21 protein-coding genes, 2 tRNA genes and 1 pseudogene are annotated in these 21954 nt (G+C 70.3%); 11 read left to right on the forward strand and 13 right to left on the reverse strand.

What is annotated here, in order from left to right; translation table 11 throughout:
• The first annotated feature begins 68 nt into the window (after nt 1-68).
• Nucleotides 69-2390 carry an FHA domain-containing protein gene (locus AB0K82_RS04505; RefSeq protein ID WP_364392639.1) on the forward strand — a complete coding sequence of 774 codons (2322 nt, stop codon included), beginning with the start codon at nt 69-71 and terminating at the stop codon, nt 2388-2390.
• Nucleotides 2391-2534: 144 nt separating this feature from the next.
• Nucleotides 2535-3599 (forward strand): PP2C family protein-serine/threonine phosphatase, encoded by a 1065-nt coding sequence (locus AB0K82_RS04510; RefSeq protein ID WP_364392640.1) that lies wholly within the window; start codon nt 2535-2537, stop codon nt 3597-3599.
• Between the two features lies 1 nt (nt 3600).
• On the opposite strand, the gene AB0K82_RS04515 is transcribed toward AB0K82_RS04510, so the two are convergent.
• Nucleotides 3601-4317 carry a nucleotidyltransferase domain-containing protein gene (locus tag AB0K82_RS04515; protein WP_364392642.1) on the reverse strand — a complete coding sequence of 239 codons (717 nt, stop codon included), beginning with the start codon at nt 4315-4317 and terminating at the stop codon, nt 3601-3603.
• A gap of 213 nt (nt 4318-4530) precedes the next feature.
• Nucleotides 4531-4941 (reverse strand): RidA family protein, encoded by a 411-nt coding sequence (locus AB0K82_RS04520; RefSeq protein WP_364392644.1) that lies wholly within the window; start codon nt 4939-4941, stop codon nt 4531-4533.
• 154 nt (nt 4942-5095) lie between these two features.
• Between AB0K82_RS04520 and AB0K82_RS04525 the strand changes: the two genes are divergently transcribed.
• Nucleotides 5096-5920, forward strand: coding sequence for an IclR family transcriptional regulator (locus tag AB0K82_RS04525; RefSeq protein WP_364392646.1), 825 nt, complete (start codon nt 5096-5098; stop codon nt 5918-5920).
• A gap of 18 nt (nt 5921-5938) precedes the next feature.
• Here the strand turns inward: AB0K82_RS04525 and AB0K82_RS04530 are convergent, their stop codons facing one another.
• Complete coding sequence (locus tag AB0K82_RS04530; RefSeq protein WP_364392648.1) at nt 5939-6805, reverse strand: NAD(+)/NADH kinase; 867 nt, start codon at nt 6803-6805, stop codon at nt 5939-5941.
• Between the two features lie 317 nt (nt 6806-7122).
• On the opposite strand from AB0K82_RS04530, the gene AB0K82_RS04535 reads away from it, so the two are divergent.
• Nucleotides 7123-8766, forward strand: a complete 1644-nt coding sequence (locus AB0K82_RS04535) for an APC family permease (protein ID WP_364392650.1) — start codon at nt 7123-7125, stop codon at nt 8764-8766.
• 57 nt (nt 8767-8823) lie between these two features.
• Here the strand turns inward: AB0K82_RS04535 and serA are convergent, their stop codons facing one another.
• The 3 genes from serA to AB0K82_RS04550 all read right to left on the reverse strand — a co-directional run bounded on the left by serA (nt 8824) and on the right by AB0K82_RS04550 (nt 12500).
• Nucleotides 8824-10041 carry a phosphoglycerate dehydrogenase gene (serA, locus tag AB0K82_RS04540; RefSeq protein ID WP_364392652.1) on the reverse strand — a complete coding sequence of 406 codons (1218 nt, stop codon included), beginning with the start codon at nt 10039-10041 and terminating at the stop codon, nt 8824-8826.
• Between the two features lie 594 nt (nt 10042-10635).
• The gene (locus tag AB0K82_RS04545) at nt 10636-11211 is read right to left on the reverse strand and encodes a GNAT family N-acetyltransferase (protein ID WP_364392654.1); all 576 of its coding nucleotides are present in this window, start codon (nt 11209-11211) and stop codon (nt 10636-10638) included.
• A 419-nt stretch (nt 11212-11630) separates the two neighbouring features.
• Nucleotides 11631-12500: a LysR substrate-binding domain-containing protein gene (locus tag AB0K82_RS04550; protein ID WP_364392657.1), complete on the reverse strand. Its 870-nt coding sequence runs from the start codon at nt 12498-12500 to the stop codon at nt 11631-11633.
• A 95-nt stretch (nt 12501-12595) separates the two neighbouring features.
• Between AB0K82_RS04550 and AB0K82_RS04555 the strand changes: the two genes are divergently transcribed.
• Nucleotides 12596-12988: a tautomerase family protein gene (locus AB0K82_RS04555; RefSeq protein WP_364392659.1), complete on the forward strand. Its 393-nt coding sequence runs from the start codon at nt 12596-12598 to the stop codon at nt 12986-12988.
• 471 nt (nt 12989-13459) lie between these two features.
• Here AB0K82_RS04555 and AB0K82_RS04560 read toward each other — a convergent pair whose 3' ends face one another.
• Nucleotides 13460-14272: a helix-turn-helix domain-containing protein gene (locus tag AB0K82_RS04560; RefSeq protein WP_364392661.1), complete on the reverse strand. Its 813-nt coding sequence runs from the start codon at nt 14270-14272 to the stop codon at nt 13460-13462.
• A 103-nt stretch (nt 14273-14375) separates the two neighbouring features.
• Between AB0K82_RS04560 and AB0K82_RS04565 the strand changes: the two genes are divergently transcribed.
• Together AB0K82_RS04565 and AB0K82_RS04570 are read left to right on the forward strand one after the other, a co-directional pair.
• A complete protein-coding gene (locus tag AB0K82_RS04565; RefSeq protein ID WP_364392663.1) occupies nt 14376-14957 on the forward strand; it encodes a TIGR03086 family metal-binding protein in 582 nt (193 codons plus the stop codon).
• 122 nt (nt 14958-15079) lie between these two features.
• Complete coding sequence (locus AB0K82_RS04570; protein WP_364392665.1) at nt 15080-16252, forward strand: cytochrome P450; 1173 nt, start codon at nt 15080-15082, stop codon at nt 16250-16252.
• A gap of 45 nt (nt 16253-16297) precedes the next feature.
• Here the strand turns inward: AB0K82_RS04570 and AB0K82_RS04575 are convergent, their stop codons facing one another.
• Entirely contained in the window at nt 16298-17065 is a 768-nt protein-coding gene (locus AB0K82_RS04575; RefSeq protein ID WP_364392667.1) for a DUF72 domain-containing protein, read from the reverse strand.
• A gap of 219 nt (nt 17066-17284) precedes the next feature.
• Here AB0K82_RS04575 and AB0K82_RS04580 point away from each other — a divergent pair, with 219 nt between their 5' ends.
• Together AB0K82_RS04580 and AB0K82_RS04585 are read left to right on the forward strand one after the other, a co-directional pair.
• Complete coding sequence (locus tag AB0K82_RS04580) at nt 17285-17464, forward strand: hypothetical protein (RefSeq protein WP_364392669.1); 180 nt, start codon at nt 17285-17287, stop codon at nt 17462-17464.
• 83 nt (nt 17465-17547) lie between these two features.
• Nucleotides 17548-17679, forward strand: a complete 132-nt coding sequence (locus AB0K82_RS04585) for a hypothetical protein (RefSeq protein ID WP_364392670.1) — start codon at nt 17548-17550, stop codon at nt 17677-17679.
• A gap of 28 nt (nt 17680-17707) precedes the next feature.
• Here AB0K82_RS04585 and AB0K82_RS04590 read toward each other — a convergent pair whose 3' ends face one another.
• Complete coding sequence (locus AB0K82_RS04590; RefSeq protein WP_364392672.1) at nt 17708-18088, reverse strand: hypothetical protein; 381 nt, start codon at nt 18086-18088, stop codon at nt 17708-17710.
• 291 nt (nt 18089-18379) lie between these two features.
• Between AB0K82_RS04590 and AB0K82_RS04595 the strand changes: the two genes are divergently transcribed.
• Together AB0K82_RS04595 and AB0K82_RS04600 are read left to right on the forward strand one after the other, a co-directional pair.
• Nucleotides 18380-18452 (forward strand) — tRNA-Leu (locus AB0K82_RS04595).
• 11 nt (nt 18453-18463) lie between these two features.
• A tRNA-Met gene (locus AB0K82_RS04600) sits at nt 18464-18543 on the forward strand.
• 58 nt (nt 18544-18601) lie between these two features.
• Here the strand turns inward: AB0K82_RS04600 and AB0K82_RS04605 are convergent.
• The 4 genes and pseudogenes from AB0K82_RS04605 to AB0K82_RS04620 all read right to left on the reverse strand — a co-directional run bounded on the left by AB0K82_RS04605 (nt 18602) and on the right by AB0K82_RS04620 (nt 21931).
• Nucleotides 18602-20059: a 5'-nucleotidase C-terminal domain-containing protein gene (locus AB0K82_RS04605; protein ID WP_364392674.1), complete on the reverse strand. Its 1458-nt coding sequence runs from the start codon at nt 20057-20059 to the stop codon at nt 18602-18604.
• A 278-nt stretch (nt 20060-20337) separates the two neighbouring features.
• Nucleotides 20338-20733 (reverse strand): annotated as a pseudogene (locus tag AB0K82_RS04610) (DJ-1/PfpI family protein); the annotation flags it as partial.
• A gap of 24 nt (nt 20734-20757) precedes the next feature.
• Nucleotides 20758-20982, reverse strand: coding sequence for a DUF2945 domain-containing protein (locus AB0K82_RS04615; RefSeq protein ID WP_364392676.1), 225 nt, complete (start codon nt 20980-20982; stop codon nt 20758-20760).
• A gap of 52 nt (nt 20983-21034) precedes the next feature.
• Complete coding sequence (locus AB0K82_RS04620) at nt 21035-21931, reverse strand: LysR family transcriptional regulator (protein WP_364392678.1); 897 nt, start codon at nt 21929-21931, stop codon at nt 21035-21037.
• Nucleotides 21932-21954: the final 23 nt, after the last annotated feature.

Here is a 21954-nt window from a genome sequence, read left to right on the forward strand (position 1 = left end):
TGGTTTAACCGCAGAGTCATGACAAAGTTGATGGGCGTTTCATGACTTCGGATCTACACTGCGGAGATATGGCGGCCGAGGGCTTTGTCTCGTCGATGGCCCCACCGGCTCTCGTCGTGCGGACCAAGGAGGCCGTCCGCAGACTGCAGCCCGGGGGCTCCTACTCCATCGGCCGTGATCCGGCGGCCGACATCTCGATCGCCGACCCTCGCGTGTCGTGGCGGCACGCCGTGCTGCGCACCGACGACAAGGGCTGGCTCCTGGAGGATCTGGACAGCACGAACGGTACGTTCGCCGGCTCGCGGCGCGTCCGGCGCGCCGGTATCGAGGGCGAGATCGTCTTCCGACTGGGCAACGCCGAGAGCGGCCCGCCGGTGGCCTGTTCGGTTCCGCCGGTGCTCGACTCGCGCATCGGCGTGGACCGCCGGCCGACCTCCGTCATCCACGTCCCGTCCCGCCCGCTGCGGATCGGCCGGGCTCCGGACAATGACGTCGTGCTGTCCGATCTGATCGTTTCGCGCTATCACGCCGAGCTCCGGAAAAGAGCCGACGGGCGGCACGAGATCGTTGATCTCGGTGGCCACAATGGGACTTTCGTCAACGGGAAAAGGATCAACTCCGAGCCGCTCACCGAAAGTGACATCGTCGGCATCGGGCGGGCCACTTTTCGGCTCGTCGGCGACGAGCTCAGGGAGTTCATCGACACCGGCGACGTGTCGCTGGTCGCCCAGGACCTCACCGTGCGGACCGCGAAGGGAAAGGTGCTGCTCGACCACGTCAGCTTCCCGATCCCCGAGCGCTGCCTGGTCGGGGTGATCGGCCCCAGCGGCGCCGGCAAGTCGACCCTGCTCGGCGCGGTGACCGGAACCCGGCCGGCGACCGAAGGCGGTGTCCGATACGACAATCGGGACCTCTACCGCCACTACGCGGAGCTGCGGCACCGGATCGGCCTGGTCCCGCAGGAGGACATCCTGCACACCCAGTTGCCCACCCGCCGGGCGCTGCGGTACGCGGCGGAGCTGCGCTTCCCCGGCGACACGGTCGCGGCGGAGCGAAACCGGCGCGTCGACGAGGTGATCGAGGAGCTCGGGCTCACCCCGCACGCGGACACGCGGATCGACTCGCTGTCCGGCGGCCAGCGCAAGCGGGTGAGCGTGGCCCTGGAACTGCTGACCAAGCCGTCGCTGCTGTTCCTGGACGAGCCCACGTCCGGTCTGGACCCGGGGCTGGACAAGTCCGTCATGGAGATGATGCGCGACCTCGCCCACGACGGCCGGACGATCGTCGTGGTCACGCACAGCGTCGCCAACCTCGACACGTGCGACCGCCTGCTCGTCCTCGTCCCCGGCGGCCGGGTGGCCTACTACGGGCCGCCGGCGGAGGGCCTGGGCTTCTTCGGCAAGGAGAGCTGGGCGGAGGTGTTCCAGGCGTTCGACCGGGAACCCGACCGCGACTGGGCCGCCGAGTTCCGGATGGCGCCGCTGTACACCCGCTACGTCCTGTCCGGCCTCGACGGCGACGCCGAGGTGCACCGTCCGGAGCCGGTGACGGCGGCCCCGCCGCCACGTCGCCAGGGCCGGCTCTCCCAGCTCGGCACGCTCTGCCGCCGGTACACCGCGGTGATCGGCTCCGACCGCAGCTACCTGGCCGTGCTGGCGGTGCTCCCCCTGGTCGTCGGGCTGCTGATCCGGGCGATGCCGGCGCCGCACGGGCTGACGGGGCTCGGCGAGAACGACGACGCGGCGTCGGTGCTCCTCACGCTCGTCATCGGCGCGTGCTTCGTCGGGGCCGCCAACTCCGTGCGCGAGCTCGTCAAGGAACGCCCGATCTACCGGCGGGAGCGGGCGGCGGGGCTGTCCGCCGGGATCTACCTGCTGTCGAAGATCCTCATCCTCGGTCTGATCACCGGGGCGCAGGCGGTGCTGCTCGTCCTCATCGGCCTGGTGTTCCGTCCGATGCCGGCGCACGGCGCGTTCACCTCGCCGTACCCGGAGCTCATGCTGTCCATGGCCGGCCTGGCGGTCGTGTCGATGGCGATGGGCCTGCTGGTGTCGGCGGCGGTCAGCACGTCGGAGAAGACGATGCCGTTGCTGGTCCTGCTGTCCCTGGCCCAGGTGATCCTCTGCGGCGCCCTCATGCCGCTCCAGGGCAAGGTGGGCCTGGAGCAGGTCGCCTGGATCACGCCGTCGCGCTGGGGTCTGGGGGCGGCCGCCTCGACCGTCGACCTCGCGCACCTGCCGCACAAACCGATCGTCGACCGGCTCTGGCACCCCGACGCGACCACCTGGGGCACGGACATGGGGGTGCTGGCCGGTCTCGGGCTGCTGTTCGTCATCGTCGCCTGGTGGCGGCTCGAACGCCTGCGCCCGGGCCGCCGGACCCGCCTCTGACCGCGGGGTCGAAGGGGGCTGCTGGTCGACCGGGCCTGTCGCGGGCTCTGACGGCACGCCTGATGCGCGCCAGGGTACGTTGGGAAGGTGCGGCTCGGCGGACATTTGCGCCTAGTCTTCGCGTCATGGCGGCCCGGTCAGGTCATGGTGGCGGTTCCGGTCGCGCTCATCGTGCTGATCAGCGTGGTGGACATCCTGTCTCCGACCAACGTTCACCTGGGGCCGCTCCTGGTCGTGGCGCCCGCGCTCACGGCGTCGTTCGGCGGTCCCGTGATGACGGGGGCGATCGGCGTCCTGGCGGTCGTGGCGCAAGTGGCGATCGCCTTCCTGCACGGCGGTATCGAGACCATGAACCACCAGGTGCAGATCCTCACGTTGCTGGTGGTCTCGGCGTTCGTGGTGGCGTTCCGCTACCTGCGCGAGCGCCACGAGCGGCAGCTGAACGAGGTCCGGTCGGTGTCGGAGGTCGCGCAACGGGTCATCCTGCGTCCGCTGCCGCAGCGGATCGGCCCGTTGCGGATCGCGTCGATGTACATCGCCGCCGCCGCCGAGGCCCGGATCGGCGGTGACCTGTACGCCGCCGCGCGTACGGTGGGCGGTACCCGCCTGATCATCGGCGACGTGCGGGGGAAGGGCCTGGACTCGGTCAGCGACGCGGCGGTGCTCCTGTGCGCCTTCCGCGAGGCGTCGCATCGTCACGCGAAGCTTCCCGATCTCGCGACGCACCTGGAGGCCAGCGTCTGCCGGAACCTGGCCGAACTCTCCGAGACGAACGTCGATGTCTCGGAGTGCTTCGTCACCGCGGCGATCGTCGACATCCCCGACGCGGAGCCGGTCGTGCACGTGGTCGACTGCGGCCACCCACCGCCGCTGCTGCTGCGCGGAGACCGGGTCCTGACCCTCGGCTCGGAGCGGCCGGGTGCGCCGCTGGGCCTGGGCGAACTCACGGTCGACGACCACCTGGCCGGGACCTTCCCCTTCGAGCCGGGCGACGTCCTGCTGCTCTACACCGACGGCATCGTCGAGGGCCGCGACCGGACGGGGACCTTCTACGCCCTCGCCGAGCGCCTTCGCGGGTGGGCGGGTGAGGATCCCCGCGTCATCGTCGCGCGGCTCGAGAAGGACCTCCTCGACCACGTCGGCGGTCATCTGGAGGACGACGCGGCCGCCATCGCGATCGAACGCCTGCCGGGCGCACCCGCCCGCTGACTCATGAGGCCGGCCGGGCCGTGTAGTAGGCCGCGCGGACCGCCCGCAGCCACGCCTCGACGGGAGCCTCGTCGGGGCGCTCCGGGAGCGGGGTGCGGATGCGGGCGAAGTCGGCCTCGGCCTCGGCGAGCAGCCCGCGGGCGGCCTCCAGATCGCCCGCCGCGACCCGGTCGCCGAAGCGGTGGTACCGGTCCGGGTCGTCGAGGCGGATGCGCAGCCGCCCGGTGGCGTAGAGCTCCCGGCCCTGGTGGACGAGCCGCGCCAGGTGCCGGGCGTGCTTGGCCGTGCGCCTGCGGGTGTCGGCGGAGAACGCGCCGTCCCCCCGGTTCTCCAGCTTCCGGAACTGCTGCGAGGCGTAACCGAGGTAGGCGTCCCGGACCCGCTTCGACGACAGGAAGGCGGCGCGGATGCCGATCAGCTCGTCGCCGAACGCCGTCCGCGTCTCGTACAGGTCATCGGGCAGCCAGACCAGCTCCATGACGGTCGGATTGCCGCCCAGGGCGAGGCCGCACCACTTACGGGCCTCGTGCAGGGTCCGGTCGGGGGCGGTCGTCACGATCGACTCGCGCGGAGGGCGCAGCCCGAGCAGGGCGTCGGTCGGCGCGGCGAAGACGCCGAGCCGGTCGACGTCGGAGTCGGCGGTGGCCAGGCCGTACGCGGTGGACCCGACGACGCCCGCCAGCAGGATCTCGGTCATCGGCGTTCCCGGGTAGATCATCGGCGACGGCTACGCACCTTAACCACAGCGCCCCGGTCCGTCGCGTGAATTCTCATCCATAAGACAGAACACCGTCCCGCATAACAGAACGGACGCACCGTGGATCAGGCGGAGATCGAAGTGGACTTCGCCGCCCGGCACGGCGTCGACACCCGCAGGCCGAGGGCGTGCGGGGACGCTCGGGCCGGGGGGCGCGCGGCCGCCGTGTCGTTCTCAGCGCCGGGGCGGCGCGACGACGGCCTCGATCTCGACCGTCAGGTCCGGCCGGGCGAGCGCGGCGACGACCATGAGCGAGTGGGCGGGCCAGTCGCCGTCGGGATACCAGGCGCCCAGGACCTCCTCCCGCGCGAGCCGGCTTCCGTCGAGGTGCTCGGTCCCGGCCACGAACGTCAGCAGCTTCACCAGGTGCTCGGGACCGGCGCCGAGGGAGTCGAGCAGCCGTCCGATGTTCGCGAACGCCTGCCGGGTCTGCGACCGGGCGTCGGGACCGGCGAGAGTGCCGTCTTCGGCCACTCCCACCTGTCCGGAGACGAACACCAGCTCGTGGTCGGCCGGCACGGCGGCCAGGTGGCTGTACTGCCCGATGGGCGGCGCGAGGCCGTCCGGGCTCCAGCGACGGATCATCGACGCTCCTGTCATGCGGTTCGGAGATGCCGAGGCTAGAGGCCGTAGGTCGCCGGGCTCCCGTCTCGGCGCCCCGGATTTCACATAGTCGAAATTCGGCCGCATGCTGGTCGGACGACGATCGGGCGTCGACGGCCGGAACACGGGGAGGGCCATGCCGGAACGGGAACAGGACACGGACGGGAAGCCGGTCGAGGAGCCCGGTCGTACGACGCTGCGTACCCTCGAGCGGGGCCTGGTCCTGCTCGAGGCGGTGGCGACCGCCGACGGCACCGCCACCGCCAAGGTGCTGAGCCGCACGCTCGGACTGAAGCTCGGGACCTGCTACCACCTGCTGCGCACGCTGCTCGAGAGCGGACACCTCGTCAGGCTGCCCGGAGGGCGCTACGACGTCGGCCCGCGCGCCGCGTCACTGGGCCGGCACCTGCGGCGGCGCTCAGCACCGTCCCCCGAGCTGTCCGTGATCCTCACGCGCCTGCACACCAAGACCCGGGAGACCTCGTACGTCTCCGGGTGGTACCACGGCAGCCTCATCCTCCAGCACTATCTCTCCGACCCGAACGCCGTCCGGCCTGCCGCCCTGGACGTGGGCTACAGCGAGCTCATGCACGCGCGGGCGGGTTCGAAGGCGGTGCTGGCCTTCCTGCCGCGCGACCACGTGACGGCCCTGTTCGACGGGGTGGACCTGACGCCGGTCACGCCCCGGACGATCGTCGACCACGACGCTCTCCTCGCCGAGCTGGCGAAGATCCGGCGGCAGCGGTACGCCCTCGACCTGGAGGAGTTCAGCCCGGGGGTCTGCTGCGTGGCCGCGCCGTTCTTCGACGAGACCGGTCACCCGGCGGGGGCCTTCACCGTCTCGGTGCCGGCCTCCCGGTTCGAACGGCGGCGAGAGTGGCTGACCACCCAGGTGCGGGAGGCGTCGGCGATGGCGACCGGGCTCCTGCGCACCGGTCGGCTCACCGTGCCGGCCGTCTGAGTCCGGGGCGGGCGGGGCTCAGCCGCCGTCCGCCTCGGCCGAGCCCATCAGCCGCAGGCGGCGTTGCGCGCGCTGGTAGAAGGTCGTCTGCCCGAGCCGTACGACGCCGGCCGCGCCGGGCAGCGCCGTCAGGTCCAGGACGTCGCCGGGCGCGAGCCGGCCGATGAGCCGGCCGTCGGCCTCGACGGCGACGGCGCCGCTGGTCGGCAGGATCCGCAGCGCGAGCTTCTCCTGCGGGGACAGGAACAGCGCGCGGTTGAAAGCGGAGTGCGGCGCGACCGGCGTGACGAGCAGCCCTTCGGCACTGGGCGAGACGATCGGGCCGCCGGCGGAGAAGTTGTAGGCCGTGGAGCCGGTCGGCGTCGCGACGACGACGGCGTCGGCGGCGTACCGGACGAAGGGGTTGCCCTCGACGCACAGCTCGACCACGGGGATCCCGTCGCCGGGGACGCGGGCCAGGTCGATGTCGTTGAAGGCCAGCGCGTCGATGCCGTTCGCGGTCGCCCGGAGCCCCGTCCGCGGCTCCACGGTGAAACGGTGCTCGTCGATCGCGCAGAGCGCCGCGCCCAGGTCCGGGATGTCGATCTCGGCGAGGAAGCCGAGGCGGCCGAGGTTGACGCCGAGGACCGGGGTCCGCTGCGGGTAGCTCAGCCGCATGGCGCGCAGCATCGTGCCGTCACCGCCGAGGCTGACGATCAGCTCGGCGCGGTCGGCCAGGAGGTCCGGCTCCACCGGCTCGACGTCGCCGTCGATGCGGGCGACCTCGCCGGGCACCCCCAAGACCTTGGCCTTCCGGTCGCGCGCCCAGCCGGTGATGGTGTCGATGACGCCCCTGCAGTTGCGTTCGGGATGCAGGACGAGACCGACGGTCGTAATCAGACCCATACGTCATTGTCTCAGCACCGGCCCGGCCGTCGTCCACGCCGGTCCGGCCGGCCACCCGGCAAATGGGGAGGGCGCGTCGGATCGAGGAGCCGCCGCTTCCGTAACATCACTCCCAGAAACTCCTCACGCCACGTGAATGGACCGTCGCGCATTGCGATCGAGGCTGCATCGAATTAGCCTTCCTCCGGCGTTGACCTGCATTACGGCCCGTTCTTAATGTCGATTAGCGCCGCAAAGTCAACGGTTCATCCGGCATGTGGGGAGAGGGCCCTTCACCGCCGTCGGGTGGCCGTAGTACTGCTCTCGAAGGGGGCGCCATGGCGCCGAGCACGACCGGATCCGCCGAATCGGGACGACGCCTGCGGCGGGACGTCGGTTTCTGGGGACTGATGTTCGTGTCGCTCGGATCGATCATCGGCTCCGGCTGGCTGCTCGGCGCGCTGACGGCCGCGACGATCGCCGGACCGGCCTCGCTGGTGTCCTGGCTCCTCGCCGCCGTGATGCTGGCGATCCTCGCCCTGGTGCACGCCGAGCTCGGCGCGGCCTATCCCATCGCCGGCGGCACGGCCCGGTTCCCGAGCTTCGCGTTCGGCCCGCTGGTCGGCTTCGCCGCGGGCTGGATGGCCTGGGTACAGGCGGTCACGATCGCCCCTATCGAGGTCGAGGCGACGCTGTCCTACTGCGACCACATCGGGTGGGTGCGGCACCACATCACGATGCTGCACACCGACGGGACGCTGACCGGCGCCGGCCTGCTGGTGGCGACGGTGTTCATGCTGCTGTTCACGGTCATCAACATCGTCGGCGTCAAGCTCCTCGCCGACTCCAACGGGATCACCGTGATCTGGAAGACGGCGATTCCGCTGCTCACCGTGGTCGTCCTCCTGCTGCTGACCTTCCACGCGTCCAACTTCACGGCGGGCGGCGGGTTCATGCCCTTCGGGGCGCACGGCGTGTTCGCCGCGCTGCCGGCCGGCGTCGTCTTCGCCCTCCAGGGGTTCGAGCAGGCGATCCAGCTCGCCGGAGAGGCCAGAAAGCCGCAGCAGGACGTCTCGCGCGCGGTGATCACGGCCACCGTGATCGGCACGGTCGTCTACATCCTGCTCGAGGTCGCGTTCATCGGCGCCCTCAACCCCGCCCACATCGCGCACGGCTGGGCGAACCCGGTGGGCAAGGGCGACTTCGGCCCGTACGCCACGCTCGCCATCGGGGCCGGCGCCGCCTGGCTGGCGGCGCTGCTCTACGCGGACGCGGTGATCTCACCGGCCGGGACCGGTCTGGTGTACGTCGCCGCGTCGTCCCGGCTCTCGTACGCGCTGGGCCGGGAGAGGTCGGTGCCGCACGTGGTGGCCAAGGTCAGCCCGAAGGGCGTGCCGATCGTCTCGGTCGTCATCGCCTTCGTCGTCGGGGAGATCGCGTTCCTGCCGTTCCCGAGCTGGCACTCCCTGGTCGGCCTCGTCACCTCGGCGACCGCGATCATGTACGCCTTCGGGCCGATCGCCCTGCGCGCCCTGCGGCTGCGCGATCCGGAACGGAATCGCCCGTACCGCCTTCCCGCGCACCGCGTGCTGGCGCCCCTCGCCTTCGTCTCCTCGAACCTGATCATCTACTGGTCGAGCTTCCAGGCGGAGTGGAAACTCGGGATCGCCATCCTGTTCGGCCTGGTGATCTTCGCGGCGACCCGGGCGAGGACCCCACAGGCCGAGCGGGCCCCGCTCAACTGGACCGCGGCCGTGTGGGTCTGGCCGTGGCTGGGCGGCATGATCCTCATCGGGTTCCTGGGCCGCTACGGCGGCAGCAAGGTGCTGCCCGACTGGGTGGACATCCTGACGGTCGCGGTGTTCTCCGTCGCCGTCTACCACTTCGCCGTGCGGATCGCCCTGTCCAGCCACGAGGTCGGCGCGGCGGTCGCGGCGGAGGAGGCGGAGATCGCGACCGAGCCGGAGCTCAACATCGCGTGAGCACGCGCCGCTCGTACGCTCACCCGGCGGGGGAGCGTACGAGCGGCGGGCGGGTGGTCAGGACAGCAGGCGCAGCCGGACGGTGTTCGGCAGCGCGCGAAGCTGCTCCAGCACGTCGGTGGTGTACTGGGTGCCGATGTCGGTGATCACATAGCCGATCTCACCGCGCGTGCCGAGCAACTGGCCCTCGATGTTCACGTCGTGGTCGGCGAGGATGCCGTTGATCGTGGCCAGCACGCCCGGGGTGTTGCGGTGCAGGTGCGTCAGGCGGTGGCCGGTGGCCGGGGCGGGCAGCGACACGGCCGGGAGGTTCACACTGAGCGCGGTGTTGCCCGTGGCCACGAAGTCCTGCAGCTTCCCGGCGACGAACTGGCCGATGTCCTGCTGCGCCTCTTCGGTCGAGCCGCCGATGTGCGGCGTGATGATGACGTTGGGCAGCCCCCGCAGCTCCGAGACGAACTCGTCGCCGCGGCCCTTGGGCTCCTGCGGGAAGACGTCGATCGCCGCGCCGGCCAGGTGGCCCGACTCGATGTGCTCACGGAGCGCGCCGTGGTCGACGACGAACCCGCGGGAGAGGTTCAGGAACAGGCTGCCGGGACGCATCCGGGCGAACTCCGCCTCCCCGAACAGGCCGCTGTTGCCGGGCCGGCCGTCGACGTGCAGGGTCACGACGTCGGAGACGGCCAGCAGCTCCTCCATGCTCGCGCACCGGCGGGCGTTGCCCAGCGCGAGCTTGTCGGCCGTGTCGTAGAAGAACACGCTCATGCCCAGGCTCTCGGCCAGCACCGACAACTGGCTGCCGATGTTGCCGTAGCCGACGATGCCGAGCCGCCGGCCCCGGACCTCGTGGGCGCCCTCGGCCGACTTGTCCCAGACGCCGGCGTGCATCGAGGAGTTCTTCTCCATGAGCCGACGGGTCAGCGCGATGAGCTCGGCGACCACCAGCTCGACGACGCTGCGCGTGTTGGAGAACGGCGCGTTGAACACCGCGACGCCGCGCTGTGCGGCGGCGGACAGGTCGATCTGGTTGGTCCCGATGCAGAACGCGCCGACCGCGAGCAGGTCCGTCGCGGCGGCGAGCACCGCGTCGGTGACCGTCGTCTTGGACCGGATACCGAGAAGGTGCACGCCGGCGACACGGGCGATCAGCTCGTCCTCGTCGAGGGCGCGATCCAGCAACTCGACGGCGTAGCCGTTCTTCTCGAGAGAGGCGACAGCGTCGGAGTGAATGCTCTCCAACAGCAGCGCGCGCAGGGGTTCAGTAGCGGAGCTCACCTGGGAACAGTCCTTCTGCCGGGCGTCGTCGTCCCTCAAATGCTACGTGAAACGGTTACAAGCCGGTCACGGCGTCCACAGGCTAAGACGATCATGCCCGCGTACCGCCGCCGGTCACCGGCCGGGCGGCGCGGCGGGCCCGGCCGGGATCACCTGTTGTGCGACACGTTTGTGTCAGTGGGAACGACGACTTAGTGACAGCGGCTCGCGACAGGTTGTTGTCAGCGGTCCTGGGTGTCGGCGACGGTGCCGTCCGGGTTTCCGCTGCGCCACCTGCCACCTCCCGGCCACACCACCCGATGCCGGAACGTAGCAACCGAATTACCCACCGCCCGGGTGTTCGGTGGAGCTGGCCGGTGATGGCAACCCAGAGGATCAGCCGCGGAGGCGCTACGGACCGCTCCAGCCGCCGCCTCTGTTCTCGGCGCCGCCGAGGGCGTCCTGACTGATCGTCGTCAATAAACCTTCGTTGATTGAAGATCGCCCCGGGAACATCCGGCGGCCCCGGAAATCCCTTCAAAACCCCTTCAACAACCTGTCGCGTTCAACCACTCCGCGACGCCGTTTATTGAGACCGGACAGCGGGGCGGTCCATCACTCGGGAGTGGGCCATTCCTCGGCCAGGAGCGCGTATGAGAGGCCGTCGAGCCATCCCTTTGTGCGGTGGAGGGAGTCTTTCACCGTGTGCTGTTCGCGGCGCATCCCAACCCGCTCCATCAGCCGCCACGAAGGTTCGTTGTCGTAGAAACACGCCGCGTGCAGGCGGCGCAGGCCAAGACTCCCGAAGGCGACGTCGATGAGGGCGCGTACCGCTTCGGTGGCGTAGCCCTTGCCTCCATAGGAGGGATCCAACGTCCACCCGAGCTCTCCTTGGACGCCTTTCGCCTGGTCAGCGACCTCCCGCTGGGCCCAAGCGTCCTGGACCTGCAGCGTCAGATCGCCGATCACCCGGCCGTCCAGTTCGATGATGAGCAGGTCCGCGAGCCGCTCCTCACAGAGAAAACGCTCACGGTAGTCGTCGTACGTCGCCGTGGCGGCCGGGACCCATTCGTGAGTCTCCGGCAGCCGCCGGAAGGTCCAGGTCGCGTCCAGGTCGTCGGGGGTAGCCCGGCGCAACAGCAGTCGGTCGGTGCAAATCGGCCAGTCCAGCGTGTCAAGAGGGTGCCGCATGGGCTTCATGCTGACAGAGCCGCTGTGACACACGAAACGGATTACTGCGGGCGACGTCCCAACAACGACGCGGCGATCGCCCTACAAGAACTGACCGGACACCGAAGCGACCAGGGCTCCAGGAAACCCGCGTTCCGAAAATCAAGTGGAGTCGCCGTCGCGGAGTGATGTGCTCTCGTGCCGGAAGGCCCCGGCCGCGCCCCAGAGTTCAGGTCCGGTGCTGCCGGGGCCTGGGGGCCGGGCAGGAAATCCAAGGGCGCCGGCCCACAGGAGGCGATTGTTTCGGCTCACCGCCCGCCCCTCTCCTACCGCGATCCGTGGCGTCGCCTGCTTCCGCACATCGACGCCCTGAAAGACCACCGGACCGGCGGCGCGGCATTGGGCAGGACCTGATCCCCACAACCTCGCGGTGGTGGCGGTCAGTGTCCCGCTGTGGCGCGCAGGGCGGAGGCGAAGGTGCGCAGCGCCCTGCGAGCGGCCGGCTCGGACGGGCGCGATTGCAGGACGACGCTGCGGGTGGGCAGCGGGGGGAGGCCAAGTGATTCGCCCATGTCCATGGTGCCGGGTGGGGCCACGCGCGGGCTGAGCGCCGCTACGGCCAAGCCTGCTGCCGCGGCCGCACCGATGGTCGCGATGCCGCCGCCCACGAACACCTCTTGCCAGGCGATGCCCGCTTCGTTCAGCGCGGTCACCGCCATCTGGTGCACATGGCATGACTCGGCCTGCAGGGCGAGGCGCAGAGGCTCGCCGGAGCGGTGTTCGAAGTCCGATGAGGCCATCCAGCCGAAGGACTCCTCCATCAGGACTTCACCGTCGGTGCGGCGGCCCTCGTGGCGCAGCACGATGGCCGCGTCCAGCGCACCGCTGTCGAGCAGGTCAAGGAGCTCCCATGAGCTGGCGATGCTCACCTCCAGCGTCAGGTCTGGCTCTGCTCGCCCTATCTGGCGCAGGAGGTGGGGCAGTTCGGCGCCGACGACATGGTGGCTTATGCCGATCGATAGGCGTTGCCGCTGGACGCCGAACGAGCCCAGCGCGCCCGCGTGGGCGGCCAGCAGTTCACGTGCGGGCCCGAGGAAGGCGGCGCCGTCTTGCGACAGGCGGACCAGGCGGGGCGTACGGTCCAGCAAGCGGCGGCCCAAGGCGTCCTCCAGCCGCTTGATCTTCAGGCTCACGGCGGACTGCGTGGAGTCCATCGCCTCCGCCGCGCGCGTGAAGCTCTTCATCTCGGCGGTCAGCACGAAGGCCTGCACAGCGTCCAGGGCGAGCATCTTCATCGTCAGACCGATCATTGAAATATTTAATGACTGAAATACCGTAAGATGACTTTTTTGAATGATCAAGTGATGGCTACGCTCCGAACTGTCCCGAGGAACGGAGTCAGGCCATGCCCTTGGTCCAGGTGTCGTTGCGGCGAGGCAAGTCCGCCGAGTACCACCAAGCCCTCTTCGAGGGCGTCTACCGCGCCATGCGTGAGACCTTCGACGTGCCGGAAGACGACCGCTTCATGACGATCACCGAGCACGACAGCAGCACCTTCAGCGTCAGCCCCACCTACTACGGCGTCGAACGGAGCGACGAGGTGGTCATCATCCGGATCACCGCCAACAACACGCGCGGCCTCGCCCAGAAGCGGGCGCTCTACCTGCGCATCGTCGAACTCTTGCAGGCGGACCCCGGCGTGCGCCCCGAAGACGTGTTCATCAATCTTGTGGAAGTACTGCCGGAGAACTGGTCGTTGGGCAATGGCATCGCGCAGTACGCGGTGCAGCAGGGCTGAGGGGAACGGTTAGCGGGGGTGCGGGCCGGCCGCTTCGGCGTGACGCCGATGAGCTCCTTGAACCGCTGCGCCAGATAAGTGCTGCTGACACCGGCCGTCACGCTCAGGTCGCCGATCGCCACCGCCCCGCTGGTCGCCGCGATGACGCTGCTCGTATGGCGGACCAGCCTCAGGCCGGCGGTTTCGCGCAGCCGTCGCATCAGCTCCTCCTCAAGCAGCGTCAGCATCTCGTGCGGCTCGGCCGCCGTGGCCAGCCGGTCTCGCAGCTCAGCGATGGCGGGCCGGCCCCAAATCTGCTCCACCGTCACCGGCCGGTCACACAGCTCGGCCGCGGGCATCGGCAGGAACGGCGCCGGCCCCCACGGTTCGAAGTGCACGCCGACGGACCGACTCCCCGGCGGATAGCCGAACTCGAAGGTCGCCGTAGGGCACTGACAAAAAGCCGACGCTCAACAGTGGGCCCGGCCGGGATCACCGCGCGTACGCCCGCGCGTACCTCGCTGGAGGCATGCCGATCGTGGCGGAGAAGTCCCGGATGAAATGCGCCTGGTCGGCGTAGCCCAGATCTGCGGCCAGGGCCGCCCAGTCGATGTCCGTGCCGCCGGCGGCGCGGTCCGCGGCGTCCTGCATCCGACACCGGCGGATCACCCACTTGGGACCCACCCCCACGTAGTCGGCGAACAGTCGCTGGAGGCGGCGCGTCCCGACCCCGACCGCGGCCGCCAGCCGGTCCACCCTGCTCAGCGCCGGGTCGGCGGCGATCCGGTCCACGATGGCGGACACCTCGAGGACCAGCGGGTCCGGTCTCCCCGGCGCGCCGGAACGGAGGAGGTCCTCCACCAGGAGGATCGCGTCTCCGGGGTCCGGCGTGGCGATGATCGTGTCGGCGACGGCGCGGGCCCGCCGGCCGAAGATCTCCTCGACCGGGACCCGCCGGTCGGTGATCGTGGACATCGGCGCGTCGAGGAAGGGCCGGAGGCCACCGGGCCGGAAGCGTACGCCGATCACCCGGCCGCGACCTTCGATGGTCTCGGCGAACACGCCGCGCACGACGCCGACCACCCGGGCCTGCCCGTCGCTGAGGAAGGTCATGTGCACCGCCGGATGGGTAAGGACCTGATGCCGGTGGGATCCGCCTTCGCCGAGGTCCCAGTGCAGGATCCAGTAATAGTCGGCGAGCCAGGCGAGATCCGCCGCCGGCGCCCGGTGGGCGACCTGGAAGCGCTCCTGCGCCGCCGCGGGGCTCAGGACGGCCCGCGGGCCGTCGGGAGCGGCGTCGGACATGTGGCTCAGTGTCGCATTCCTTCAAGACCGGCGGCCCCCGCCCGTCCTACGGTCCGAGGTTCTGCCACCAGGCGACTCACGGAGACGTCACAAGGAGACATCGATGGAACTGCGTCCGCTCATGACGCGCGCCGCGGAAGTGCCGATCGCGGTCGTCCAGGGGATCGACCCCGGCGGGTTGAGCCTGCCGACCCCCTGCACCGAGTACGACGTCCGGGCCCTGCTGAACCACCTGATCTACTGGACGGGGTTCCGTTTCGAGGCGGCCGCGCGCAAGGCGCCGCCCCCGGAGTCCCCGGCGGAGGGCGACGACTTCACCGCCGGACCCGACTGGGCCGGCCGGTACGCCGTGCGCGTGCGGGCGGCCGCCGCGGCCTGGTCCGAGCCGGCGGCCTGGGAGGGCGAGACCGCGCTCTTCCCCGCGATGACGATGCCCGCTCCGGTGGTCGGCGGGATGCTGTTCGCGGAGGTCCTGCTGCACGCCTGGGACCTCGCCGCGGCGACCGGCCAGAAGGTCCCGCTCGATGACGAACTCGCGCGGGCGCTGTTCGGCCAGGTGTCCGCGATGGCGGAGATGGCCCGGCGGTACGGTGCGATGGGCCCGGAGGTGCCGGTTCCAGAGACGGCTCCGCCGCTCGACCGGGCGCTCGGCCTCGCCGGCCGCGATCCCGCGTGGACGTCTTGACCAGCGAGGGCACGGCCGCGGCCGACAAGACCGGCTTTTCCCACTTCGCGCGCATTGACGAGTGATATGACGGGTGAAAGCGTGGAGGTTGACCGAACTCTCGGGGAGAGGACGTTCGCCTCATGGCCGACCTGCCGCGACTGCCGTTCGAGCGCACCGACGCGCTGGGGATCTCCACGACGTACGCCACGTTGCGCGCCGAGGAGCCGATCGCCCGGATCCGCACCCGGACCGGCGACGAGGCCTGGCTCGTCACCGGGTACGAACAGGCCAGAGCGATCTTCGCCGACGAGCGCTTCGGCCGCTCCCACCCCGACCCCGACAACGCCGCCCGGCTCTCCAACTCCGCCCTCACCGGCGGTCCGACGGGGGAGTTCGCCACCGAGAAGGACGTGCACGACCGCATGCGCCGGCTGCTCGCGCCGGCGTTCTCCGCGCGCCGGATGCAGGCGCTGTCCGGGCACGTCCAGGAGCTGGTCGACGGCTTGCTCGACCGGATGGAGGAGCAGGGCCCACCGCTCGACCTGCACGCGTCGCTGTCGGTGCCGCTGCCCATCCAGGTGATCTGCGAGCTCCTCGGCGTCCCCCTCGCCGACCGCGACCACTTCCGGGCGCTCGCCGAGGAGATGACCGACCTCACCGACCCGGATCGGTCCGCCGCCGCCCGTACGGCCATGGAGGAGTACTCCCACGGGATCGTCATGGCCAAGCGGAACGACCCGGGGGAGGACGTCTACTCCGACCTGGCCCGGGCCGACCTGCCCGCCGACGAGATCGCGACCATGGCGGGCGGGCTGCTGTTCGCCGGGCACGAGACGACGGTCAACCGCATCGACCACGGAGTCCTTCTCCTGCTGGCCGACCCCGCGCAGGCCGCGGCGCTGCGAGATGATCCGGGGCGGGTCTCCGCGACGGTCGAGGAGATCATGCGCGTCGCCGTGCCGAACGACCACGGCCTCGCCCGGTACGCCCGCGAGGACGTCGAGGTCGACGGCGTGCGGATCAGGGCGGGCGAGCTCTGCGTCATCATGACCGCGGCCGCCAACCGGGACGAGACCGTCTTCGCCGACGCCGAACGCTTCGACATCGGCCGGGACCCGCAGCCCCACCTCGGATTCGGCTACGCCATCCGGTACTGCCTGGGCGCGAACCTGGCCCGCGTCGAACTGCGGGCCGTCTTCGGCTCGCTGTTCCAGCGGTTCCCGGAACTGCGCCTGGCGGTGCCGCTCGACCGGCTGCCGTGGCGCGTCGACCGCCTCACCGGCGGCGTGTCCGCGCTGCCCGTCACCTGGTGAGGCGCGCCGTCACCGCCGGGTGGGCGTGGCGGTGAGACGGGCTCGTCAGCGCGCGGCCAGCGCGGGCGTGCGGGTCACGCCGCGGCCGGCCGCGCGGGCGAACTCGGCGAACCGCCCGGCGTCCCGTACGGCCGCGCCGCCGGGATCATTGTTGAAGTAGACGTACACGTCCTGTTCGTCGTCCCAGGTCTCGGCGAGGCGCCGCACCCAGGAGCGCAGCGCCTGGTCGCCGTACTCCGGCCAGGGCGTCGCCGCGCCCTCGTGGAACCGGAGATAGCCCCAGTCGGTGGTCCGCCACAGCGGCGTCAGCGGCCGGCCGAGCCGGTCTGCCCAGCACAGCGCGGCTCCGTGCCGGATCAACAGTTCGCGCACCTCGTCGGTCCACCAGGACGGGTGCCGGGGCTCGAGCGCGACCCGTACGCCCGCCGGGAAACGCCGCAGGGTCCGTGTCAGTCGTTCGACGTCGACCTGGAGGGTCGGCGGTAGCTGGACGAGGACCGGGCCGAGCTTGTCGCCCAGGCCGCCCGCGGCGTTCATCAGCCGGTCCACCGGTTCTTCCGGATCCTTGAGGCGCTTGATGTGAGTGAGGTAGCGGCTGGCCTTGACCGCCATCACAAACCCCGGCGGCGTCCGCTCCCGCCACCCGGCGAAGACCTCACGGCTGGGCAGCCGGTAGAAGGCGTTGTTGTTCTCCACCGTGTCGAAGCACTCGGTGTACCGCTCCAGCCAGACGCGCTGCGGCATCCCGGTCGGATAGAGGACGTCACGCCAGTGCTTGTACTGCCACCCGGACGTACCGATCAACAGCGGCATCCCGGCCTCCCCCACGCCCGCACGCCGTCCTGCACCCTTCCAGCCGGATCGTTCGGCATGTCGCGGGTGTACCCCTCTCTCGCTTCCTAAACGGGATAGGCCGTGTCGCTGTAGGGAGGATAAAAATAATGCCTCGTTAGCCGGAAATGACCACTATATGCGCTGGTCAAGCATCAAAATCTCGTACGCATCTAGTCGATCGTCGATAATGTTTCCCGCATGCCGACCACAGAACATGAAGCAGTGGCGCTCCTGTTTCGCGACCGCCCGCAATTGGCGGCGGATCTGCTCGGTGACGTGCTGAATTTTCCCGTTCCTGAATTCAAGGATGGTCAGGCCGCTCGCGGCGCTACAGACCGAGCATGCACGCAGTTACCTGGAGGCCCTGTTGATCGCTGAAAAACGAGTACCAGAGCAGCTTCGCCAAGAAATACTTCGCCGAGGGTGAGGCCCGTGGTGAGGTCAAGGCGCTTTTTGCCGTCTTGGACGCACGGGGGATCACGCTCACCGACGAGCAGCGTCTTCGGATCGAGGAGTGCACCGACCTCGCGCAGTTGCAGGAGTGGGTCCGACTGGCCGCTGTGGCGGGTTCGGCGGACGAGCTCTTCGACTGATCCATCGGCGAAGCCGCGCCAGGAGGCCTCATCCGATGAGCAGGGTCCTGTCGCCGCGCGCGGGGCGGTGCCAGGGCTCGACGCGGTAGCCGGTGTCGCGGAGGCGGGCGGTGATGTGGTCCGAGGCGTCGGGGCCCGCAGGGATCTCGATGCGGGCGGTGGCGGCCGGGGTGTGGCGCCGGCGGATCGTGACTCCGTCGTACAGGTAGAGCCCCCACGCCGACCACGGGATGTCGGGGGTGGGATCCTCGTGCTGCATCCAGGCCATCCAGGTGTCGCCGTGGACGTACCAGCAGTGGATCGCACCCTTACGCCAGGCTCCCTTGTGGCGGATCCAGACCCAGGCGTCGCGGGCCTCGATCCGGTGGGAGCCGGACGGGTAGTGGTCGAGTGGCCGGGCGTCGTGCATGAGACCATCTTCGAACTGGTGTTCGAAAGATCGCAAGTCGGCGCAGGTCAAGCCTGCTTCAGGTTTCTCGTACGCCCTCCGGGGCGGGCGTGTGGCCGCGCGCTCGCTGCAGGCGGCGACCGAAATGCTCGGTGAAGGCGAGTGGGGAAGCGTCCATATCGCCCCGAACCGCCCGCTGGAGGTTCGCTTCACCGAGGATTGTGCACACGCCGTACCGTCGGAGCTGGCCGGAAAATGCGTTGCCGCGACAGCCGGACTTCTTCACACTGAAGACGACGGAAAGATTTCCGCGCCGCTCTGGCCCAACGGCAGAGGCGTCCGGTTCAGGACCGGAAGGTTCGGGGTTCGAATCCCTGGAGCGGCACGTCACGCACGCAGCGCAGTAGGGGAGCTCGGTCGTCCCCGCTGGTCTCATAAGCCAGAGGTCGTGGGTTCGAATCCCACCTGCGTGACCATTTCAATGGCGGGATGACGGGGCCATCGGCCGCTTCATCCCGCCATTCGCATATCGCCTCAGCAGGGGATGTGGAATGAGCCGTAGCTGAGATTGTTGCCGGTGCGTGGCTCGTCGGATGGGGCCGGGACCTCGACGGCGCGCGGGGCGAAGGCCGCGTTCTTGGCCGAGACCCGCTCGAGCGGGGCCGGGGTAAGCACCTTCTGGGCGCGGACGTACTTCACGAAGTTCTCGAAGTCCCGGGGGTGCCGGACCGGCCGGTCGAACGTCGCGAGCGCCGGGTACCCGTCGCCCTGGACGAAGGTGTAGGCCATCGTCGCGAGCCGGTACTTTCGGGTGACGTCGAGGGGCTTCCCGTCGATGAGCACGTCGGCCGGGTCGACCCGGTCGCCGACGGGCCCGCTCGCGTCGTAGGTGTACCGGACGTTGCGGGAGACCGCGAACGGCGCGAACACGATCTTGCCGTCCGCGCCCGTCGTCCACTGCTGTTCCAGGGCGTCGTGGATCTGCTGCCCCGTCACGGTCGCGGTGACGACCGGGTCGCCGTACCCGACGGCCTTGAACGCCTGGGCCAGCGTGACGGCGCCGTCGGACGCGGTCGAGACCAGGTCGCCGCCGACGACGCCCTGGCCGACGCGCGGGGCGATGGCGATGAGGGCCAGGTCGGCGGGCACGTTCAGATACGCGTTGCCGTCGTTGGTCGGGTCGATCGGCTGCCGTCCCGACCAGTACGCCCAGTCGGCGGCCAGGTCGCCCATCGTGCTCTCGCCGGCGGCGTTCCGGGTCCGCGTGAACGGCGCGGTCACCCGGCCGATCGCGGTCTGGCCCCGCTTGGTGGCGAAGTCGAGCCAGTAGTCGGCGACCTCCTGCAGCTCCGGGTCCGGCGTGACGTCCTGGGTGTTCGCGTGGTTCGTGGACACGGTCAGCTCGCGGACGACCTTGCCCGTACGGCGGTCGAGCCGCAGGTTGATCTCGTTGATGAGCTGGCCGTTGTAGCCGGCCTCGACGAACGGGCGCGGCACGCCGTTCGGGTCGGGGACCATCATGTTGAACCGGCAGTGCCAGTGGCCGGTGACGATCGCGTCGACGTCCGGGGAGACCTGGCGGGCCAGGTCGTACGCCGGGCCGGAGGGGTCGCTGCCGCTGTTGAAGTCGCTGCCCGCGACCGCCCCGTCGTGCATGCTGAGGATGATCGCGTTGACGCCCCGCCTCTTCAGCAGGGCGGCGTACCGGTTGACGGTCTCGACCTCGTCGAGGGTCCGCAGCGCGGGCTGGAACGAGGCCGGCATGGTCTCGGTGCCGAACGCCGTCAGGTGGATGAACCCGATCGGCAGGCGGCGCCCGCCGCCGGCGTCGACCCACTCGATGTTGTACGGCGGGACGACCGTCCGGCCGGTCGCGGACCATACGACATTGGCGCTGTAGTAGCGGAACTTCGCGCCGCGGAACCGGCGGCCGGTCGAGTCGACGAACTCGTCGTCCCACCCGACCTCGGGGAACGGGACGCCGCGCTCCATGTGGGCGGTGAGGAACGCCGGTGACTTGTCGAACTCGTGGTTGCCCGCCGATCGCGGCCATCGTCGCCATCGCGCCGGTCGCCGTCAGGAAGGTTCGCCGTCCCAGGTCCTGCGTCATCGCCCATCTCCCGATCGTGAGGAAGCGCAGGCGAGTAAAACGGTCCGAGCTCAAGCCCGCGTCAAGGACGGTCGGCTGCGGCGTGAACGTCAGATGATCAAGAACGTCAGATGATCAAGCAGGCCCGGCCGTCGCACCGTGGCCGCACCCGGACGTCGCCGAACTGGGCCTGACCCCTGTCCCGGTGCGGCGGCACGACCAGGCGGCGGGCGACCACGTTGGCGATCGAGGAGCCGTGGTCGAGGCGGACGAGGTGCAGGCACAGGTCCATGGCCGCCGCCTTGCCGGCGGAGGTGAGCACGCTGCCGTTGTCCACGTACAGGACGTCCGGGTCCACCTCCACCCGGGGATGGCGGGCGGCCAGAATCTCGGTGTGCGTCCAGTGCGTGGTCGCGCGCCTGCCGTCCAGCAGGCCGGCGGCGGCCAGCACGAACGCGCCCGTGCAGAGGAAGGCCACGCGTGCGCCGGCCTCATGGGCCGCGCGCACCGCGTCGACCAGGTCGGCGGGCGGGTCCACGTCGACGTCGGCCCAGCCCGGGACGATCACGGTGTCGGCATGTCGTCCTCGCCCGCCACGGGTTCAGTCCTCTTTCTTCTTCAGGGCCTCGGGCTTGTGCACGGCCCGGCCTCCGGATTTGTCGCTGCGAACCTCGTACTGCGGCTCGTCCGGCGACGCGGCGACCGTCCGGCCGGCCGCCTCGGTCCGCTCGGTGATCTCGCGCTCGACCTCGCCGTGGGCCTCGCCACCGTGGCTGCGCCAGGAGACCTGGTCGCCCTTGTGCAGTTTCTTCTTCTCTTTCGCCATGGTGCCCTCCTATTCGCCCGCCCGCCTTCCCATACCCGCAGGTCGGGCGTATTCATCGAGTGCCCCGGAGGTGGGCCTCGGCGATCTTCCGGAAGGCCGCCACGAGGCGGTTGCGGTCGTCGGCGCGGGTGGCCAGCACGACCTGGCTGGGCTCGACGCCCTCCAGGGGGATCGTGGTCAGGTCGGGGCGCAGGCGGCCGATGTGCTCCCCGTCCGGGATGATCGCGACGGCCTGTCCGGCGGCGACCAGTTCGGCCTTGTCCTCGACGTCGTCGATGAGGGGACCGCCGGGTGCCGGGCCTCCGCCGGGCCGGGGATCGATGCGCCAGAAGGCGTTCCAGTCCGGGTCGGACACCCGGGGCAGGGGCTCGTCGGCGATGTCGTCGAGGGTGACGGACTCCTTGCCGGCCAGGTGGTGGTCGACAGGCACGACGAGGACTCGGGGCTCGTCGTAGAGGACCGTGACCCGCAGCCCGCCGGTCCGGAACGGCAGCCGTGTCACGACCGCGTCCGCGCGGTGGTCGAGCAGCGCGTCACGCGGTTCGTTCCAGCCCAGATGCACGGTCCGGACCTCGGCGTCCGGGTGCCGATGGCGCAGCTCGCGCACGGCGGAGGTGACGATGAGGTTCGTGGTGTAGCCGATGGTGATCCGGGTCGGCCGGGCGGCGGCCCGGGTGCGCGCCATCGCCTGCGTGGCGGAGCGCAGCAGCGCCCTCGCGAGCGGGAGGAAGGTCTCCCCGGCCTCGGTGAGTTCGGTGCCGCGCGGGGTGCGATCGAGCAGCCGGACGCCGAGTTGCTGTTCGAGACGGTGGATCTGCCGGCTCAGGGACGGCTGGGTGGTGTGGAGCGCCGCGGCGGCGCGACCGAAGTGCCGGTGCTCGGCCAGGACGGTGAAGCACTGCACCAGCCGCAGATCGAGGTTGACCGGAGGCGGTGGCGAGTCGGGCATACCGGGATCGTAGCCCTCGTAGG

The sequence above is a fragment of the Actinoallomurus sp. NPDC052274 genome, from assembly GCF_040679475.1.
Classification (GTDB): Bacteria; Actinomycetota; Actinomycetes; order Streptosporangiales; family Streptosporangiaceae; genus Actinoallomurus; species Actinoallomurus liliacearum.